This window comes from Flavobacterium sp. TC780 (genome assembly GCF_056783245.1).
On the sequence record NZ_JBXBAV010000136.1, the window covers coordinates 11,534 to 30,587 of the forward strand.

General features: G+C 39.1%; 17 protein-coding genes and 4 pseudogenes. 7 read left to right on the forward strand and 14 right to left on the reverse strand.

Annotation, left to right across the window (positions count from 1 at the left end):
• Positions 1–7: 7 nt before the first annotated feature.
• The 14 genes and pseudogenes from traM to AC1RYN_RS14805 form a co-directional block, all read right to left on the reverse strand.
• Positions 8–1,331, reverse strand: a pseudogene (traM, locus tag AC1RYN_RS14740) (conjugative transposon protein TraM).
• Positions 1,318–1,602 (reverse strand): nitrogen regulatory IIA protein, encoded by a 285-nt coding sequence (locus AC1RYN_RS14745; RefSeq protein ID WP_481807556.1) that lies wholly within the window; start codon positions 1,600–1,602, stop codon positions 1,318–1,320. Before AC1RYN_RS14745 ends, traM begins: the two are co-directional and overlap by 14 nt.
• Before the next feature lie 20 nt (positions 1,603–1,622).
• On the reverse strand, positions 1,623–2,066 hold the full coding sequence (locus AC1RYN_RS14750) for a hypothetical protein (protein WP_481807557.1): 444 nt from the start codon (positions 2,064–2,066) through the stop codon (positions 1,623–1,625).
• A gap of 5 nt (positions 2,067–2,071) precedes the next feature.
• A pseudogene (traK, locus tag AC1RYN_RS14755) lies at positions 2,072–2,694 on the reverse strand (conjugative transposon protein TraK).
• Between the two features lie 21 nt (positions 2,695–2,715).
• A complete protein-coding gene (gene traJ / locus AC1RYN_RS14760) occupies positions 2,716–3,711 on the reverse strand; it encodes a conjugative transposon protein TraJ (RefSeq protein ID WP_481807558.1) in 996 nt (331 codons plus the stop codon).
• Positions 3,712–3,714: 3 nt separating this feature from the next.
• A pseudogene (locus AC1RYN_RS14765) lies at positions 3,715–4,349 on the reverse strand (DUF4141 domain-containing protein).
• A gap of 19 nt (positions 4,350–4,368) precedes the next feature.
• Positions 4,369–6,882, reverse strand: a complete 2,514-nt coding sequence (locus AC1RYN_RS14770) for a TraG family conjugative transposon ATPase (RefSeq protein ID WP_481807559.1) — start codon at positions 6,880–6,882, stop codon at positions 4,369–4,371.
• Entirely contained in the window at positions 6,879–7,211 is a 333-nt protein-coding gene (locus tag AC1RYN_RS14775) for a DUF4133 domain-containing protein (protein WP_272092593.1), read from the reverse strand. Before AC1RYN_RS14775 ends, AC1RYN_RS14770 begins: the two co-directional genes overlap by 4 nt.
• A 12-nt stretch (positions 7,212–7,223) precedes the next feature.
• Positions 7,224–7,529 carry a DUF4134 domain-containing protein gene (locus AC1RYN_RS14780; protein WP_481807560.1) on the reverse strand — a complete coding sequence of 102 codons (306 nt, stop codon included), beginning with the start codon at positions 7,527–7,529 and terminating at the stop codon, positions 7,224–7,226.
• Positions 7,530–7,725: 196 nt separating this feature from the next.
• A complete protein-coding gene (locus AC1RYN_RS14785) occupies positions 7,726–8,370 on the reverse strand; it encodes a hypothetical protein (protein WP_481807561.1) in 645 nt (214 codons plus the stop codon).
• 27 nt (positions 8,371–8,397) lie between these two features.
• Entirely contained in the window at positions 8,398–8,547 is a 150-nt protein-coding gene (locus AC1RYN_RS14790; protein ID WP_481807562.1) for a hypothetical protein, read from the reverse strand.
• A gap of 46 nt (positions 8,548–8,593) precedes the next feature.
• Positions 8,594–9,229 carry a hypothetical protein gene (locus AC1RYN_RS14795; RefSeq protein ID WP_272092595.1) on the reverse strand — a complete coding sequence of 212 codons (636 nt, stop codon included), beginning with the start codon at positions 9,227–9,229 and terminating at the stop codon, positions 8,594–8,596.
• A 3-nt stretch (positions 9,230–9,232) separates the two neighbouring features.
• Positions 9,233–9,637 (reverse strand): DUF3408 domain-containing protein, encoded by a 405-nt coding sequence (locus AC1RYN_RS14800; protein ID WP_272092596.1) that lies wholly within the window; start codon positions 9,635–9,637, stop codon positions 9,233–9,235.
• A 12-nt stretch (positions 9,638–9,649) separates the two neighbouring features.
• Complete coding sequence (locus AC1RYN_RS14805) at positions 9,650–10,417, reverse strand: ParA family protein (RefSeq protein ID WP_481807569.1); 768 nt, start codon at positions 10,415–10,417, stop codon at positions 9,650–9,652.
• Positions 10,418–11,116: 699 nt separating this feature from the next.
• Between AC1RYN_RS14805 and mobA the strand changes: the two genes are divergently transcribed.
• From mobA to AC1RYN_RS14840, 7 genes and pseudogenes are all read left to right on the forward strand, one after another.
• Positions 11,117–11,554: a conjugal transfer protein MobA gene (gene mobA / locus AC1RYN_RS14810; RefSeq protein WP_481807563.1), complete on the forward strand. Its 438-nt coding sequence runs from the start codon at positions 11,117–11,119 to the stop codon at positions 11,552–11,554.
• 2 nt (positions 11,555–11,556) lie between these two features.
• On the forward strand, positions 11,557–12,846 hold the full coding sequence (gene mobB / locus AC1RYN_RS14815; RefSeq protein WP_481807564.1) for a conjugal transfer protein MobB: 1,290 nt from the start codon (positions 11,557–11,559) through the stop codon (positions 12,844–12,846).
• Between the two features lie 101 nt (positions 12,847–12,947).
• Positions 12,948–14,967: pseudogene (gene mobC / locus AC1RYN_RS14820) on the forward strand (conjugal transfer protein MobC).
• Positions 14,968–15,202: 235 nt separating this feature from the next.
• Positions 15,203–16,339 carry a PDDEXK-like family protein gene (locus AC1RYN_RS14825; protein ID WP_481807565.1) on the forward strand — a complete coding sequence of 379 codons (1,137 nt, stop codon included), beginning with the start codon at positions 15,203–15,205 and terminating at the stop codon, positions 16,337–16,339.
• A 152-nt stretch (positions 16,340–16,491) separates the two neighbouring features.
• Positions 16,492–17,217: a phospholipase D-like domain-containing protein gene (locus AC1RYN_RS14830; protein ID WP_481807566.1), complete on the forward strand. Its 726-nt coding sequence runs from the start codon at positions 16,492–16,494 to the stop codon at positions 17,215–17,217.
• A gap of 327 nt (positions 17,218–17,544) precedes the next feature.
• The gene (locus AC1RYN_RS14835) at positions 17,545–18,633 is read left to right on the forward strand and encodes a hypothetical protein (protein WP_481807567.1); all 1,089 of its coding nucleotides are present in this window, start codon (positions 17,545–17,547) and stop codon (positions 18,631–18,633) included.
• 152 nt (positions 18,634–18,785) lie between these two features.
• Complete coding sequence (locus AC1RYN_RS14840; protein ID WP_481807568.1) at positions 18,786–19,031, forward strand: hypothetical protein; 246 nt, start codon at positions 18,786–18,788, stop codon at positions 19,029–19,031.
• The last annotated feature ends 23 nt before the right edge of the window (positions 19,032–19,054 follow it).

A 19,054-nucleotide genomic window follows, 5' to 3' on the forward strand; every position in this document is an offset into this window, starting at 1 on the left:
TTTACTATTATTTTTTAGAGACTAGAAATACCTGATAGCCAGCTTTCAGGGTAACTTTTGGCGTTTTTACTTTTTTGGAGAAATAGCCTGAAATGCCCTGTACAACGCCCCTGCTCAAATCTGCTGCGACCTGCTGTCCGGCTGATTGGGTCAGCATCAGGCTCGTTCCTGAAGTCTGGCTCATATTGCCTGCCATTTCTGAAAGCGCATTCATTTCAGGAGAATACGGGACGTACAACCCCTGCTGCCCGTCAAGGTCATAAATGGTTATGTCTACAGGGATAATACTGCCACCCAGTTCTATGGAAGTAATTTTCATCTGTAAACGGCCGCCCTGGAATTTAGCCATTGCAGTTAAGAGTGTTCCCTGCGGGATGGTGCGGTTAGGGGTTTGGGCAACTTCCAATAAACGCAGGCGTACGCCGCTTTCACCAATAATGGTCTGTGTTTCCTGTATGCAGGCTTTCACACTGTTTCTGGGTTGTGCAATCTGCCCTGCAGATCCCGGAGTATAAAAATTCCTGTTTTTATTTGCGCTCCAATCCGCTAAAAAAGTACTATCTGAAGGCGCTCTGTACAAAGCCGAAACGGCTTTTTTTCCTGCAGGAGCGAATGCCACAAAATATTCCTTTTGCGTACTGGTAGAAGCTGTAATGCCTTTGTTTGGGGAAGCTTCACCATTATTTGTACCTGTCGGGAGGTATTTTGCCGCCATCTGATAGGACTTTTCCATGAGTGCCAGCTGGTCATCTACTGTCACGCTTTTGGGAACATCTTTAGCAGCCAGCTTTTCTTTCAGCTCATCAAGCTGTCTGCGGAGTTCCTGCATTTCATTATTGTCATCCTTATAAAAGGAGCCAAGCGCACTCTGAGAATTGCGGTAACTGTTTAATGCCGAATTACCTGCTTTTCCCGTATTATTACCGTAACCCATGCTTTGATCTTCGGGGTCAGCGAGCGTATCCTGATTGTTTTTAGATGAACTGTCCTCATTCCAGTAATCGGACAGCGTGGTCAAGGGCATTACGTTTTTCCTGATCTTTCTGTTCCAGCATTTCTTGCTCATACGCCTTTTGTTTGTCGGCCTGCATCCCGGCTTCGCTGGCCTGTGGGACGGCATCATTCAGCCCGATATTTTCGATTGCCGCCTTGTCTGAAGACGGTTTAAATATCAGGTACATACATCCGAGAAACACGATTCCCATTAGTATGAATAGTACCGGTTTTTTAAGTTGTTCTTTGCTACTCTTTTTATCATCGGGCAGATTGGATGCTCTGGATTGGTCCGCTTCTTCAACCAGAACGCTGACCTTTTTTTCATTTTCTTTCATAAATCTTTTCTTTTAATTTTGTTGATAAGGTGTCCAATTGGGAGACAGGACTTTCTTTTTTACGCACAGGGTTGTCAATATGCTCGATGACCATCCTGTTATCAGATTTTGCCGTGTCGTACCACACTTTTAAAATAACCACGGTAGTAAGCAGCAGGTACGCTAAAAAAAGGCAGAACGTATATCTTCGCTGTCTGTCTAAGGATAAGGCCCGCCAGCTTTTATCCTGCTTGTCAAACCACTTGTCAATATTTATTCTTACTGTTTTCATACTTTAAAGATTATGGGGTATTACATTCTAAACCCTCTTATTGGCGGAGTAATGTCTTCATTGGGTTTTTCTGAAACCTGAGCAATAGCCTCCTTTATTGTCGGAACCGAACTTGCTGTAAGGTTTGTCAGTTTAGATTCCTTCATTAATTGCCCGTAGCGGTCTGTTCTTTTTATATACATTTCTGTATCCCCTAAATCGAATTTCCCGTTCTCGTATCTTACCCGCATATAGCACTCAACCTTTGGCTTGTCTTCCCCATTCCATTCTAGGTAGGTGGATAAATGCAGGAAATTTGCTAATCTCGGAGCATCATTACCATTTTCCCAAGTCTTTAAAAATCCACTAATACTATCCTTTAGTTTGTCTGGACAACAGCCCTCCGTATGGAAATAACCGTCATATCCCTTATCGTCAGGGTTTTTACCAATGCGTCTAAATGAAGTAAAAGTTTCATATCCCATAATTTTTAGCGTTCAATGACTTCTATGTCCTTATTTTCCACCACGGAAAATTTTTCGATATTAAAACCCTGCGGGTTATTGTCCGAGCGGACGGAGTTAACCAGAAAACAGGACGTAACAAGGTTACGTTTTGTCACATTGCTCGAACGGATGATAAACTGTTTGGCATAGGTGCGCACGGCATACGGATACTTCTCAAATCGCAGGCGACGCTGTCAATTTCGATACGCTGCTGTACATTGCCCGATATGATACGGTTGTAATATCCTTTTTCCGAAAGGTCTTTGTAATAATCAAAGGCACTTTTATCGGCAAGATTAAATGCTCTTTTCATGTTGCTCTCAATGGCATTTTTATCTGGAGCGAGCGTAAAGAACAGTTCGTGGAAGCGCCTTACGTGTTCCCTTGCTTCCACAGGACGGTTGATTGACGCATCTTGCGCGAGTGCCAGCATGAGTGATTTGCCATTGTCCAGCACATATATTTTTTGTCGCTGTTGTTCAGCAAAACTGTAAGATCTCCACACGGCATATCCCGCAATGCCTGTGCAGAGCACGGCAAACACAATAGCATATAATCTTATCTGCCTGAAACTGTTTTCGATATTTCTTAGCGTTTTAAATTCCATATTCTTGAATAATTAGTTGTTTTATTTGCTCATCAGCCTTCCGCCGATATTTCCTGCTGCTGAACCGGCTCCTGCTCCGGTAACATTTCCTGCTTTCATCGCTGTCTGATTTACATTGCGGGTAAAGTTCCCTGCTCCGCCGGCCTGGATAATCCAGCCTGTCACTGTTGGAATAGTGAAGTAACCCACAATTCCTATAATCATAAATATGATATACACGGTATTTGAAGTGTCGGGAATAAATGTCGGATCAGACAGCATTTCAATGTCACGTTCGAGTATCAGGGATTGAATCCTAGCGAGCATCGAGCTAAAGAGGTCAGCTACAGGAAGCCAGAGGTAGACACTTATATATCGTGTGAACCACTGATTAAGCGTAGACTGAAAACCGTCCCACACGGAAATAGCAAAGGCAATCGGGCCGAGTATGGAAAGGACGATAAGAAAAAATGTCCTGATGGTATCGATCACCAATGCCGCCGCCTGAAACAGTACTTCCAAAAGATTACGGAACCATTCTTTCATAGCTTTCTCAATCTTATACTCCTGACGATCCATGTACATACCTGCCATTGTCCCGATGTCTGAGGGCGACCAGCCGAGTTCATCCAGCTTCTTGTCGAACTCTTCATCCGAAACCATATAGGCAGTTTCTGGATTTCGTACCATTGCTTCGTATTCCAATTGGTCTTTCTGCTGCTGTAGTTTGTTCAGGTCAAGCACCTGGTCTTCGAGTATAGCATGCGTTCCTGTAACTATAGGACTTAGCACCGCATTAACGGTTCCAAGGACGATCGTGGTAAAAAACATGATACATAATCCCAAGGCAAAAGGCCGCAGGAGAGGAAACATATCGATAGGTTCGGCACGGCTTAACGCCTGCCATACCTTTAATGCTACATAGAACAGCGCGCCCAGTCCGGCCAAACCTTTAGCTACCGCTGCCATATCGCCTGCAAGCGGCATCATGTCATCGTAGAGTGAACGCAGGACTTCGTGAAGATTATTCCATTCCATCCTTTACCAGTATTTTTGGTTGGAAGTCCCATAGAGTTCAAGCACTCTCTTGGCATCATTTTTCTTTTTAGCCCTGAGATAACTCACTGAAATATTCTTGCTGGTATAGTAGCGGACAAGACTGTGATACTCTTTGACTTCTTTATAAACGCGGTCGATAACGTCCATGCGCTCTTTGTCATTTAGAGAAAGATTCGATGCGGTAACTATCTGCTTGAGTTCCTTCAGAAGTTCGGTACTCTCATTGAGCAGTGCTGAATAACCGTTTCCAATAGCCGCAAGTTCCTGCGGTGTAAAATTGGGATCGTTCATCATCTTGCCGAAGTTGGTAACATACATCTCCGACACATCGCCAACCAAAAGCACGGTCTGCTGCACTTTACGGGCATCTTTCACAAGGTTGCTTACGGCTTTGAGTTTGTCGTAATACTCTTTTCCCTGATTGTACACTTTCTCCACTTCCTTGAAATTTTTAACAACATTGGATACCGTAGTATGAAGTCTGTACGATTTCATTAGCGCTATTGAGGATACCTGAAGCCAGGTTCGTACGGATCTGTAACTACACACTGGGCTTTTACTGAGGGCGCTGCGGCAAGTATAATTGCTGCATACACCATAAACATTTGTTTTTTCATTTTTCTTAAATTTAAATTGTTAATTATTATTATGATTTGCTTTCTCGCGCCTCTGCATAGCAATATGCTTAATGGCGAGTTCCACATTGCCGTCCAATTCTGATGCGAGCTGCATCACTTCCATTTTTTCTGTTTCTTCAGTGGTATAGGCGAGGTACTCCTCAAGGCTCACTTCTGTAGCATATACTGCTGAATCCGTACCACCAAGGCCTATCCATACTTCCTTGTAAAGGCGCGAAGCATCATTATTCATATTGATAGAAAGTACCTGTGCCTTTTCCTTATCGGTCAGACCAAGCATCGCCTGAATGTCATCGAACTTGTTCATGTACTTGCGCTGGTCCAACAGGATTTTACAGTCGGAGTTATTGATAATACTTTCTTTTACAATAGGAGACTGGATGATATCATCCACTTCCTGCGTTACTACTATTGCCTCTCCAAAGAACTTTCTCACAGTCTTAAACAAATACTTGATGTATTCCGCCATTCCTTCCTTGGCAATGGCTTTCCAGGCCTCTTCAATGAGGATGAGCTTGCGGATACCTTTGAGCCTTCTCATCTTATTTATAAAGACCTCCATAATTATGATTGTCACGATGGGAAAAAGAATTTTGTGGTCTTTAATGGCATCAATCTCAAAAACGATGAATCGCTTGGAAAGCAGGTCTAACTGCTTATCGGAATTGAGCAGGTAATCATACTCTCCGCCTTTGTAATAAGGTTCCAGGACATTGAGGAAATTGGCAATATCAAAATCTTTTTCCCTAACCTGTTTTTCCTGAAGTACCTGGCGGTAATCACCCTGAACATATTCATAAAAACCATTGAAAGACGGATATATATCATCGCACTTGATACGTTCTATGTAACCGCTCACCGCATTGGACAATGCTACTTCTTCAGAACGGGTTGGCGGCTCGTCATCCCGTTTCCAAAGGGTAAGAATGAGCGTTTTGACACTTTCCCTTTTTTCAATGTCAAATACGCCATCATCTGTGTAGAAAGGGTTAAAGGCAATTGGATTGTCCTCTGTATAGGTAAAATATACCCCGTCTTCTCCTTTGGTTTTGCCTTTTATTAGCTCACATAATCCCTGATAGGAATTACCTGTATCGACCAGCAACACGTGTGCGCCCTGCTCGTAATATTGCCTTACCATATGGTTAGTGAAAAAAGATTTACCGCTTCCCGACGGACCCAAAATAAATTTGTTCCGGTTGGTGATAATCCCGCGCTTCATCGGCAAATCAGAAATATCCAGATGGATGGGTTTGCCAGTGAGCCTGTCTGCCATTTTGATACCGAACGGTGAGGGCGAATTGTGGTAATTCGTTTCTTCCGTGAAGAAGCACAAGGCAGGTTCAATGAAGGTATAAAAGCTTTCCTCGCTTGGAAAATCACCTGCATTTCCAGGCATTCCAGCCCAATACAGCGTGGCCACATCGGTGGTATTGTGTCGCGGCTTGCATTCCATTAGCGCCAGTGCACTCCCGCTATCATTTTTTAGCTGTTTGAGTTCCGCCGGATCATCCGACCATGCCATAATGTTGAAGTGTGCCCTGATGGAAGAAAGACCGAATGAATGTGCTTCGTTCAGGTATTTTTCTATCCACTCTTTGTTGATTTGGTTGGCACGGCTGTAGCGAGCCAAAGAGTGCATATTTCTCGCTGATTTTTCAAACTTCTGAAGGCTCTCTTCGCTGTTATCCAAAAACAGATATTGGTTGTAAATGTGATTGCAGCTCAGAAGCAGTCCAACAGGTGCAGCAAATGACAGCCTGCAGTCGCTTCGGTCTGTAGAAAGTTTTTCATAACGGGTATCTGCCGAGACGGTTCCTGGCAGGTCATCCGTATCGGACAAGGTATGCAGGCACAGCCTTTTGTTTCCGATACGGACCTCTTCAGCGCCCAGTACGATATCCTGCATCGGTGTTGCGGCTTCTCTGGAAAGCGTTAGGTATTGTTCCAGTAATCCCTGCTTTTCATCTGTACCAACAAGGTCTTCTTCACTCAGGCGGTTCAGCTTGATAAGTCCGCTATCGTTAATGATACGCTCAAACTGTGCGACGGCTTCCATAAAACGATGAATCGTTTCCTTGTCCCTGATTTCCTTTGGTATAAGCGAACCTTTGCATAGCGAAGAGAAATTGCTCTGCATTCGCATCCTTTCCTTAGTGGTCTTGGTCAGGAAAAGGTAACAGTAATGGTTCAGGAATGGACGCTCATTAAAATGACGCTGATAGGATTTAGCCAGAAAGCTCTGGTCATCCTTTGCCAAATCAGGGGCGTAGTTTTCCTTGATATACCAATCCTGTTTGTGGATTACCGTAAAATCAGGCAAAGTCTTGATAGCCTTGTGCCAGGCAGAATGAATAGCTTCATATTCCGCAGATGCAACTGTAAAAAGTTCCGGTAAACGCACTTCAAAGCAGGCGGTAATGTCCGCGTCCTTTGACAGGATGCAGTTATTCTCTACCGCCAGTAATGGAAAACTGCTTTCCAATGTTGTGGTCTTTGCTGAATTTCTCATACGGCATTGGATTTAGGGGTAAACCTCAGATAGCAGTGTACAGGCTTCCGGCAGATGATGTAGCGGGGATGCCTTTTCTTTGCACCCACTTTCATGAGTCCGTGCTCACCGTATTTTTTATTCAGGGAGAAAGTCTGCCATACAATAAGAGAAGCACCGCCGGCTCCAAGAAACAGGCAGATGAAGGAGTTAACTCCCGCCATGTATAGTATCATGACCAGGATAAGAGTTCCGAGCAGTCCGCCGGCAAAAATGAAAAGGTATTGTGCTTTCAGCCCCTTAAACTCTACGGTTCTCCCAATGCCCTTGTTGATGTTATAATTACTCATAAGACTGTGGGATTAAAGGAAGAATGAGCGCAGGATGGTTGCAGCTACTATTAGGAAGATACAGGCACCGAACCAACTTGCTGCGGTTTTGCTTGTATCGGGATCGCCGCTGCTGAATTTGTTATATACCTTAACACCTCCGATAAGGCCTACCACTGCTCCGATGGCATAAATAAGCTGCGTGGCGGGATCGAAATACGAGGTTACCATCTGCGTGGCTTCATTGATACCCGCCGTACCATTTCCCTGTGCCAGCGCACCTAAACCTGTCAGCATTGCCACTGCTCCCAACAGGATTTTTTTTGTTTGTTTTTCCATGATTAAAAACTTTAATTGTTTCTGATTTCCCACACTTTGCGGGCGTTCAGTACAAAGATGTTATGGAAATCAAGGCGTCATAACAATATGGCAGTCAGTGGAATTACTTGGCTAACTTTGGCATTATTGTAGATGTTTAAGCATAAAAAACGCCAGACTTTTTTAAAGTCTGGCGTTCTGTTCTCGGAGTTCCGACTTACATTTTTCGTCCTTTAGGTTTGCTTTTATCCGGTTGTGCAAGCAGCTGTTTTTCGTTGGCTTTTTGGTGGTTCTTTTCGGTTTTGAGGTTGCTTTCAATCAAATCAGGAAGAAAGGTTTTTTTCCATGGAATAGGCTTCGCCCTAAACTTTAATTTCAAACCGTGCTTTGCAAGTCCTTGCGTAAGTTCAAATCCGTGTTGCCTGTTCCATCCAATTCTGTCAAGCAATCTTTCAGAGGGAAACCGCACAGCTATTAAATCTTTGGGAAGCTCCTTGATATTCTGATAGTCGGGCTCCTGGAATTCGTGGGTGTTAGGATTATAAGGTATGGTATAGGTTCTTTTGTCTTCATCGTAGTAGTTTTCGATATTCGAGAGCACAATACCTTTAGAAAGGAAATCATCTTTTGGTCGGAGCATATCCATTCGGATATCAACGTAGAATGTATGTCCTGCAATATCTACCGTTGGCAATATTCCTTTGTTTACACGTAGATCAAAAGTTTTTTGATCTACCATTAGCTCAAAATCAGATTTACCCTTTACCTCTTCTGGTGCATAATTATATCGGGCAGCCATTCCTTGCGGATCAAGTGCCACAAATTCAGAAATCTTAACTGTTATACATTCACGGTCAAACATAGATGGCAGATTTTTATTTTTCAGGCTTTAGTCAAAAGTATAACCATCTCCTACATCACGCATATTTTCAAATGCAATGATATTTGTCGGGTCAGCCATTTCCCTGAGTTCAAGTTTGGATACATCTACAATAAAGTCGGTACCTTCAATATTTATGACTGGCAGCTCTCTTTCCATGATATTCTGTGTTTTTTATTAAACAATAAAGGGGAGTATTGCCCTTTCAAACAAACTCCCCAATATCAAAATCACCCAAATCATTTTTCCGCAAAGTGGAAGAACCGGAATCAGGTTCAGAGAGACTGCTGTCCAACAGCATGGCTATTTTTCTTGAAGCACCCTCTATAGAATTTTCCAGCAGGCTGAATAATTCAGTACCCTGTATTTTTTGAACTATTACAATTGCCGTTTCTTTTTGAGCCTGCTCCAATTTTTCTTTTTGGAGTAACACCCCTACGGAGCTTAGTTCATCATAGGTAACCCCTTGGGCAAGACTGTCATCACCTGCGGATATTCCATACTTGTTCCATTCTTCTTCTTCCTCTTCAAAATCAGGCATATTACTGAAAACTTCGTCCAGCTCTTCCTGCGGAATTTGAATACCTACGTTTTCATTTTTGTCGTATTCAATGTCTAAATTATAGGGATTTATCTCTGTTTCCTCAATTTGGCTCTCAGTGGCATTGTTTGGAATTGAAAGGCTTCTTACAGGCTTGGGCTGACCCATAATATCCGGCAGGTTTGGGTTAACTTTTTCCTGTTTCGGCTGCTGTTGCTCCGACCTTTTCTTAATGACAATCTTGTCCTGCAAAAGCAGGACAATGACTATCAGCAGGCATATCACAATTACATTTTCCATAGCTTATAAAATGGGTTTAAAACGTTCGTTGAAATAATCAGTAATATCATCCCCAAACTCCTTAAAGTGATGTTCAAGGATGTTGTCAATATATGAGTACAGTGTTGTCTTTTCTTCCCTCGTTAATTGCACAATGCGGATTAACCTTTCGTGATATTCGGGACGTATGTAAACAACCTTTCCATTGCGACCTGAAGGAAACCGATTGACCATAAATATCTCATCATAATCCACCTTCTTTGAAGAAGCAGTGCGGACTTTTTCTTTTGGTTTTGGTTCCTTTAGTATTTCTTTTTGCTGATTAGCTTCGGGTACAGTAGAAGACTTATTACCACTCATGATGTTCATGATTAACTCCTCATCAACAGCAGGTTTATCAAAGTCTTTTCTTCTTTTATCTATTGACATCCTTAAGTGTTTTTAGAGATTAACAATTTTTAAAAACTCCTCGACAAACAAATCTATTCTAGTTGCTTTCATAAGCTGTGGTTCGGCAGGCAGCAAACTTGACCGAAATACACTGTTTAGTGTATCATCCGTTTCTTTCCTAAAACGTTTACTATCCATTATTTTTGAGGTCATTACAGATAAATCAAGCTCGTTAATAACACTTTGGTAAGCTTCATATATTCCTGTCTTTTCCCGACCGTCTACCTGGTTCCAAAACATCCACATTTTTTGATCCTTATTACTCTGATCTGTTTCGGGTAAACCAAGGAATGCTTTAGTAAAGCTCAATGTACTTTCCATAACTAGACGGTCAGCACTGATTGGAGAAAAAATAAAATCCATTGTTCTTAAAGTAGTAAGCACACCTTTTGTATTGGCTGTACCCGGAAGGTCAAAAAAAATTATATCAGGCTCTATTGCAGATTCATTTACATATTCCAAAGCCTTTGATAAGGCATCCTCCGCTTTACAACTGATAATAGGATATGCCTTTTTATTGATACTTTGATACAACTTCATTGCAGCTCTTTTATGGTAGTCATTCTGCATAATCGTTTTCAAATCTCTTTCTCTCATATTGGCTAAACTGTGTTGCGGAAAATCACAATCCATTACAAGTACATTAAATCCTAAACGATAATGCAATACACTTGAAAGTAGTGAAGTCATAGTAGATTTTCCAACACCGCCCTTAGGCGTTGAAAAACTGATTTTTAAGGTTTTCATTTTTGTTTCCATTTTTTGAATATTTATTGTTACACATTTTATTTGTTTGGTAGGTTTGAATATTGGTGTATTTGAATAGTACCTACTTTCAGGGAAACCTGTATTCCCTTTTTGAAAATTTCCTTGATTGTTGTTTGCTTTTATTACAGTTTGGTGAGTTATAATTTTTAGCAAATGGTAAGCGTTGCAATCGGTAAACTGCTTTACCACTTTTATGCTTTTACATTTTTAAAGTTTTACTCTTTTAAAACCTTATGCTTTTATTCCAAAATATCTGTATCCAAATACTCCTTTCTTATTTAACTGTACGCATTTTTTATAACCTGCATTAAAACCATAAAGCAAATAAAGCAATTGAATTAGCTCCTTATTGATGTGTGGTAGTGTTTGGCAATCAAAGGCAGAGTTTGTCTGGTGATTACATTACAATATTCTTGCAGACAGATCTTTACTTTGTAAAATGATTTTTATTAACAGATTTATGCGAAGCATCCTGACAGAATGGAAACTAAACAGAACGGCATCGAGCCGTTTTTCCCTGTTACACTTAATCCGTCCCGAAGGGCGGATTTTTGTGTTCAACGGAACACGGCAAGTTGTGTTTTGAGGCACTCGAAACCGAGTTCGTGCCTCAAAACAACTTGCCCTGCCGGGAGCTGAAAAACACCTTCCGAAGTCAGGGTTTTGTGTAAGGATTAAAATGGACAGGTTATGGACGAAAACAATAACAACAAACGCAATAAGGGTGGACGTTCGCCAAAAGACGACCCAAGCATCCACCGCCACGTATTTTGGCTGACGGACGCGGAAAATGCCAAACTTTTATCGCTTTTTGAAACATCGGGAATGCCCAATAAAGCAAAATTTATCATTTCGCTGCTTTTCAGCAAGGAGATGAAATCGGTTAAAATTGACAAAGGGACAGTTGATTTTTATATGCGATTGACTTCATTTCACAGCCAGTTTCGCTCGGTAGGTGTAAATTATAACCAGATTGTAAAGCTGTTGTACCGTCATTTTTCCGAGAAAAAGGCGGCAGCTTTTCTCTATAAATTGGAAAAACAGACTGCTGAGATGGCGCTATTATGCCAAAAAATCATTCAGATAACCGAAGAATTTGAAGCAAAATATGTGAAAAAAAATCCTTAGAAATGATAGCAAAAATCGGAAGAAGCGGAAATTTATACGGGGCATTGGCATACAATCAGCTAAAAGTAGAGAATGAAAACGGGCAGATTTTGTTTGGCAATAAGATGATTGAAACCGCAAGCGGTCATTATTCCGTTGCGCAATTAGCTCAATCTTTTGCCCCTTATCTAATAGCCAATCGCAATACCGAGAAACATACTTTGCATATTTCGCTCAATCCTGACCCGAAAGATAAAGTAAGTGATGACAGGTACAGGGAAATGGCGGAAGAATATATGAGGGAAATGGGTTATGGCCAGCAGCCTTTTGTGGTGTTCAAGCATACCGATATTGACCGTAGCCATATTCATATTGTATCGGTTTGCGTGGATGAGCAGGGCAAAAAGATTCCAGACAGTTTTGAGAAAATGCGCTCTATGAATGTCTGTCGTGAACTGGAAAAAAAACATGGATTGATACCCGCAACTGATAAAGAGTATAGACAGAACGACAAGGTTTTCCGTCCGGTAGATTATCGCTCAGGTGATGTCAAAAGTCAGATAGCCTCAGTAGTGCGTCACCTGCCGAACTATTATCAATACCAAACTTTGGGAGAATATAATGCTTTGCTTTCTCTTTTTAATGTTACCACCGAAAAAGTAAAGGGCGAGTTGAAGGGAAAAATGCAGCAGGGTTTATTATATATCCCCTTAAATGCAAAAGGCGAAAGAGCCGGACATCCGTTCAAGGCTTCTTTATTCGGAAAGAATGCTGGACTACCTACTTTGGAATTAAACTACGCGAAATGCAAAGAGACTTTAAAAGACCACCCGGCAAAGCCAACCATTAAAGCTGCAGTTACCATTGCTTTACAATCAACAAGTGATGAGCTGGTTTTTAAAAAACAGTTAGGCGAACAGGGAATTAACGTAGTAGTACGCAGAAATGATACAGGACGTATTTACGGAATCACCTATATAGACCATAATTCTAAAACAGTATGGAACGGTTCACGATTGGGAAAAGAGCTTTCTGCCAATACCTTTAATGATTACTGGAACAATAATATCAAACCGGAAATTATAGAGCCTGTGGAAGTGCAGTCAAAAATGACAAAATCAAAAGATGCAGATCTTCCTGAAGAGGAACCTCATCATTTATTCGACTTCCTGAATACAGCTGAAAAACACGAAGACGGTTTGATTGAAGCACTAGGCGGTTTGCTCCCTGAAGCACAGGGCGAAGATTCCCAGGAACAGGATTTTGCCAACAGAATGAAGAAGAAAAGAAATCGCCAAAGAGGTCAGAAATAGAAATCAGCCAAACACTGCCCCGCAACGCCATTGACTTCCACATTCTTACAGTCAACCTGCACAGCTTTTAAATTCACGCCCGAACATTAAAAATTAAAATAATGCAGGGAGAAGATGATTTAAGAGGATTAGCCAAAATTATGGCTTTTATGCGGGCAGTAAGTATCCTATTGGTATTAATGCACCTTTATTGGTTTTGCTACGGTTACTTTATAGATCGCGGATGGACTTTAGAGCTAATCAACAAAATATTAGGCAATTTTCAGCGTACCGCGGGATTGTTTTCGCATACTTTATATACCAAAGTATTTGCCCTGGTATTATTGGCACTAAGCTGTTTGGGTTCAAAGGGAGTTAAACACCAGAAGATAACCTGGACCAAAATTTATACTGCTTTGGCGATTGGGTTTGCATTTTTTTTTCTGAATACACCTTTATTAAAGCTATCAGTAACTACCGCCACAATTCTTTATATCCTTACCACTGGTTTAGGGTATATTGCTTTAATGGTAGCCGGAGTCTGGATGAGCCGATTGCTTCGTAACAATCTCATGGACGATGTTTTCAACAATGAGAACGAAAGTTTTATGCAGGAAACTACATTGATGGAAAACGAATATTCTGTCAACCTTCCCACGAAGTTTTATTACAAAGGAAAATGGAACAATGGCTGGATTAATATAGTCAATCCTTTTCGGGCAACGATTGTGCTGGGTACTCCGGGTTCGGGAAAATCTTATGCAATCGTAAACAATTATATCAAACAGCAGATCGAGAAAGGTTTTAGTATGTACATCTACGATTTCAAATTTGATGACCTTTCCACGATTGCCTACAATCATTTATTAAAGCATCGGGATACGTACAAAGTGCAGCCCAAATTCTATGTTATCAACTTCGACGACCCACGCAAGAGCCACCGTTGCAATCCCCTTAATCCCGATTTCATGACAGATATCTCAGATGCTTACGAAGCAGCTTATACAATTATGCTGAACCTCAACAGGTCGTGGATACAGAAGCAAGGCGATTTCTTCGTCGAGAGCCCGATAATCCTTTTGGCAGCTATAATATGGTATCTGAAAATCTATGATGACGGTAAGTATTGTACATTCCCACACGCTATTGAACTCCTGAATAAAAAATATTCTGACGTATTTACCATTTTAACCTCATATCCCGATTTGGAAAACTATTTGTCGCCTTTTATGGATGCATGGCAGGGAGGCGCACAAGATCAATTACAGGGACAGATTGCATCTGCAAAAATTCCTCTATCAAGAATGATTTCGCCACAACTCTATTGGGTTATGACAGGCGATGATTTTTCATTGGACATCAACAATCCTAAAGAACCTAAGATATTATGTGTAGGTAATAATCCTGACCGCCAAAACATCTATTCTGCTGCACTTGGATTGTACAATTCACGTATTGTAAAACTCATCAACAAGAAGGGTCAATTGAAGAGTTCGGTTATCATAGACGAGCTGCCCACTATCTATTTTAGAGGATTGGATAACCTTATTGCAACTGCCAGAAGCAATAAGGTGGCAGTATGTTTGGGGCTTTCAGGATTATTCTCAGCTGACAAGGGACTATGGCGACAAAGAGAGCAAGGTAATTCAGAACACCGTAGGTAATATTTTTAGTGGCCAGGTGGTTGGGGAAACTGCAAAAAGCCTTTCGGAGCGATTTGGGAAAGTATTGCAGAAAAGGCAGAGTATGAGCATCAACCGCAATGATACCTCGACATCAATCTCTACCCAATTGGACAGCCTTATACCGGCTTCCAAAATATCCACGCTGACACAAGGTTTTTTTGTTGGATCTGTCTCGGACAATTTTGATGAACGCATAGAGCAGAAAATCTTCCATTCTGAAATTGTCGTGGATAATGAAAAGGTTGCTTCCGAGACTAAAGGATATAAAAAAATACCGGAAATCTTATCTTTTATTGACGAAAACGGTAAAGACAATATGAAGCAGGCAATCGAGGGCAATTACAGGCAGATAAAAACGGATATTGTACTGGTTATCGAAACCGAATTGGAACGTATAAAGAATGATCCCAATTTAAAGCATTTAGTGCCAAAGGATAGCCCTAAAGGGGATAAATAAGGCAAATATCTCCATAGTTTATGAGCTGGCTAAGCAATCTTCTTAAATTAAAATATCTCTCAATTATTTATAAAAAGTATATTTACCACTAAAATAAACTAAAAACTTATTGAACAAATCCAACACGAATTAGTTGTATTGTGACATTTAGTGAACATACATAAAAGTTTTGCGACACCAACTTAGACAGTCCCGCATATGGGACAGTAAATTTTACATGAAAAAAGATAATTCTATGGATATAGTAAACTTGCTAAATCAAGTCACGATTATAAACAAAAAAAATACAGAAATTTTAGACGCAACTGGTGGTCGATTTAATATGTTTCGGATATGTGGCGTTAATCATTATGAAAGCACTCATTCTGCAATTATTTCTGAGTTTTTAAACCCAGTTGGGACACATGGATTAAAATCGAATTTATTAAAATGTTTTATTGAATCACTTGGCGATTTTTTTGCAGTCAAAAATTTTAACGTTGAAAGCGCAAGAATTCGTACCGAACACTCAACACGACATGGACGCATCGATATTCTAATAGAGGATAATCAGCATAATGCGATAATCATAGAAAATAAAATTTATGCAAAAGATCAGCCTGAACAATTAAAAAGATATGACAAGTATGCTAAGATATATCGAAATGGCTACCAAATACTGTATCTGACACTATTTGGGGATCAAGCTTCTTTGCAAAGTGGAGAAGGAATATCTTATTTATCAATCTCATATAAAGATCATATAATTAAATGGCTGGAAGAATGTGTAGCAATTTCGTCGCGTTATCCTATCGTAAGAGAAACAATAATTCAATATATAAATCATTTAAAGCAGCTAACACACCAAGATATGAGTATAAAAAACCAAACTGAAATTACTGAAGTCCTATCTAAAATAGAAAATTTACGTGCGGCTAAAGTAATTTCACAAAATTACTCTGCAACTTACAATTACCTTTCTGAAAAGTATTTTAATCCTAAAATGGAAGAATTTGCATCGCAAAAAGGATTTGAATACCACTTTGAATACAGCGAGGAATCATATATAAAATTTCATATTACAAAGTCGAGTTGGCAAGGAAAATATTGGATAGGATTTACTTTTGAATCTAACAGGTGCTTCTACGGTCTATGTAATAACCCTAATGTTTATAGGATTCCCGATGAAACTAGAAAGAAAATTCATGAAGAGTTGGAAAGTTTAAATGTTGGGTCTTATAAAGAAAGTAATTGGTGGCCCTTTTATTCTTACTTTACCAATCTTACTCTCGACGTTTGGGAAAACGACATTATTAAGGACGACTATTTCTTTGATGATTGTAAGGAAAAAATTAAGCAGCTACTTATAGTAATTGAAAAAACAGGAATGTAATTTCAATAGGCGATCGCTTACGTCGCTAACCAAAATTGCCGATTTTCGGTGATCGGAAGTTACATTTACACTTAGAACTTCCATCTTGGTTCAGAGAATTCAGTCCACTTGCATTGCTGACTTCGGTCAGGCCAAACGCTAACTACAACTTTATGACAACAGCACTCTTTAAAAACATCAAAAAAAACATTGAATCGAATATTTATTCGGCGAAAGAATCAATTGTGGTTTCTGTTGCATGGTTTACTAACAAAGATCTTTTAGGGCAATTAAGCGACAAACTCGAAAGTGGCTGCTCAGTTGAAATAATAATCAGTGATCATTTTGAAAATACAAGATTGTCATTTGAAAGTTTTATTAAAAAAGGCGGTAAAGTTTTTATTTTACAAACGCGAAGTGGAAAATTTTTACATGATAAATTTGCTATTTTTGATGGGGTCAAATTAATTGCTGGCTCTTATAATTGGACATATTCTGCGGAGCATTATAATCATGAATTTGTTATTCAAAGCGATGATTTACAACTTTTAAAGCAATTTTCTATTCGCTTTCGAAACCTTAAAGAAATCGTTACTAACTACGACAAATTAATTTTGAGTACTCGGGACGCGCTCTTTTCAGAAACAAAAGAAGATTCATTTTTAATGTTAGAAAATGAATTGCATGACGAACTAATAGCTTCTGTGGATTTATCAATTAAAGCTGGTGCAAAAATTAATAGATCAATTATCCTAAATCAAATTTACGATTATGGGGCTATAGGCGCCGCAAATCGTCTAATACAAGAAGGTACAGAAAAATTACATTCAGGATTAATAAAGATGTTTCATATTAACAGACTCGATCTCACAATTGAAAGGTACAATTCAAAAGGATAGATATAGAGTGTTATTTACTGATGAAATACTTTTAAAAGCCAAGCAAAGATTGGCACAATTACAATAATTAAAGTAGCTGGTAACACACGATATACGAACATTGCCAAGGTTTATTGTAAGTTCGGGTTTCCGCTCACGTAGAAATTATGATCAACACCGCAGATAAATAGGCACGCGATATTCGGCAACTTCGCCAAGGGCGAAACCATTAGTAGCTATTTTATAAAAATCGATCAATGAAAGACGTAACAATTATATTAGTATTTTTATTTTTAATAAACTTTACTTGCTTAGGTCAAACGAGAAATACAAAGTTTCAATTAGACGATGATGATAGTATTAACAATAACTTTAAATGGCAATGTCAGAAGTGCTAAAGTAAAAAATGAAACTTTAGTTGGTAAGTTTTCTGATTCATTAGACTATTTTTTTAATGAAAAAGGATTCCCAGATAAAATTATCTATTATGGCTTGGGCTTAGATGTAGTTTTGGCAAAAAAACTCGTAAATGAAGAAGTTCATTACACCTTTAAAGAAGGCAAATTACTTTCTAAGCTGAATAAACTCAGCTTTGGCAATGACGGCGACGTTTATGAATATGATGAAAACTGGAATCTGACCTTATTAAAAGAATATTATACAAATATTCTAGTGAAAGAAACTTCTTTTAAGTATGATGATAAAAATAGAATGACTGAAAAAACAGAATATCTTTTTGGAGGATTCAGTGATTATAATCCCAAAACTCAAGAAGGAAAATCAAACTACCTGCGCGGAATTGAGAAATATGAATATAACAATCGTGACAAAGTGGTTTTAAAACTTACTTATAAATTCTGGGAAAATAAAACAGTTGAGATGACTCAATATAAATATGATGAACATAACAATTTGATTGAAGAAGGTAATTGTTTAAGTTACGGAGATCCTAATTGCACAATCAAGCCATTGTTTGCATATGAGTATAATTCGAAGAATTTACTCGCTAGAAAATATCAATTAGCAAAGTTCTCTCCTAATAATACTGACGAATATTATTTTTACGACGATAAAGGAAACGAAGTTGAAGTTAAGGGCATTTACATTTACCCCGATAAAGAACCATTTATAGGTTATAATTATAAATCTGAATATGACCAGTTTGGTAACAAAATAAAAGAGCAGGAAATTACAGGAAATTATAGAAGTATTAGGTTCGAGAAATATAAAATACAAATTACTCAATACGATAATTTTCAAAACATGACATTAGATGAATTTATAGCTTCAGATGGTTTAAATATCAAAACAGTAAAGAAAGTTTACAATTATGATAAGAAGGGTAATTGGATAAATATGGAAACTTACGAAGGCAAAAATCAAAATGATTTAAAACTCGTGGAAATTTCTAAGCGAGAAATAAAATACTTTAATTAAAACAGCCACTCAACGACACTAACTAAAACGGCTGATTTTGTACACGTTAAACGTTTATTCAAACTAAGAAAGTTATATCTTAGCAGAGAACTCTGCATCTTTTCTGCAACTGAAATATGCAAGCAAAACTTTAGCCGTTATTTGATTTGACTATGAGACATTATTTGACATTTATTGTAATATTCATATCGAATTTTGTATTCTCTCAATGCGATAATATTGACAAGCTAAAATTAGGTGGAACATATATGTCCAAAACAAATAATTATATTCCGTTCGAGGTAAAATATAAAGACAGCATTTATCACGATAGTGTCAGCTATCCAAATGATATAAATAAAATCAAAAAATATTCAGATTTCATACTTTCCAAAGCAGAAGAGGTGCTGCCTCCCTAACAACAGGAGCATGTACTAACCTT

Excerpts from the sequence above, each read along its gene's own strand:
- AC1RYN_RS14745 (WP_481807556.1), bottom strand. The coding sequence starts at position 1,602 with ATGAAAACAGTAAGAATAAATATTGACAAGTGGTTTGACAAGCAGGAT.
- AC1RYN_RS14750 (WP_481807557.1), bottom strand. The coding sequence starts at position 2,066 with ATGGGATATGAAACTTTTACTTCATTTAGACGCATTGGTAAAAACCCT.
- traJ (WP_481807558.1), bottom strand. The coding sequence starts at position 3,711 with ATGGAATGGAATAATCTTCACGAAGTCCTGCGTTCACTCTACGATGAC.
- AC1RYN_RS14770 (WP_481807559.1), bottom strand. The coding sequence starts at position 6,882 with ATGAGAAATTCAGCAAAGACCACAACATTGGAAAGCAGTTTTCCATTA.
- AC1RYN_RS14775 (WP_272092593.1), bottom strand. The coding sequence starts at position 7,211 with ATGAGTAATTATAACATCAACAAGGGCATTGGGAGAACCGTAGAGTTT.
- AC1RYN_RS14780 (WP_481807560.1), bottom strand. The coding sequence starts at position 7,529 with ATGGAAAAACAAACAAAAAAAATCCTGTTGGGAGCAGTGGCAATGCTG.
- AC1RYN_RS14785 (WP_481807561.1), bottom strand. The coding sequence starts at position 8,370 with ATGTTTGACCGTGAATGTATAACAGTTAAGATTTCTGAATTTGTGGCA.
- AC1RYN_RS14790 (WP_481807562.1), bottom strand. The coding sequence starts at position 8,547 with ATGGAAAGAGAGCTGCCAGTCATAAATATTGAAGGTACCGACTTTATT.
- AC1RYN_RS14795 (WP_272092595.1), bottom strand. The coding sequence starts at position 9,229 with ATGGAAAATGTAATTGTGATATGCCTGCTGATAGTCATTGTCCTGCTT.
- AC1RYN_RS14800 (WP_272092596.1), bottom strand. The coding sequence starts at position 9,637 with ATGTCAATAGATAAAAGAAGAAAAGACTTTGATAAACCTGCTGTTGAT.
- AC1RYN_RS14805 (WP_481807569.1), bottom strand. The coding sequence starts at position 10,417 with ATGGAAACAAAAATGAAAACCTTAAAAATCAGTTTTTCAACGCCTAAG.
- mobA (WP_481807563.1), top strand. The coding sequence starts at position 11,117 with ATGGACGAAAACAATAACAACAAACGCAATAAGGGTGGACGTTCGCCA.
- mobB (WP_481807564.1), top strand. The coding sequence starts at position 11,557 with ATGATAGCAAAAATCGGAAGAAGCGGAAATTTATACGGGGCATTGGCA.
- AC1RYN_RS14825 (WP_481807565.1), top strand. The coding sequence starts at position 15,203 with ATGGATATAGTAAACTTGCTAAATCAAGTCACGATTATAAACAAAAAA.
- AC1RYN_RS14830 (WP_481807566.1), top strand. The coding sequence starts at position 16,492 with ATGACAACAGCACTCTTTAAAAACATCAAAAAAAACATTGAATCGAAT.
- AC1RYN_RS14835 (WP_481807567.1), top strand. The coding sequence starts at position 17,545 with ATGATGATAGTATTAACAATAACTTTAAATGGCAATGTCAGAAGTGCT.
- AC1RYN_RS14840 (WP_481807568.1), top strand. The coding sequence starts at position 18,786 with ATGAGACATTATTTGACATTTATTGTAATATTCATATCGAATTTTGTA.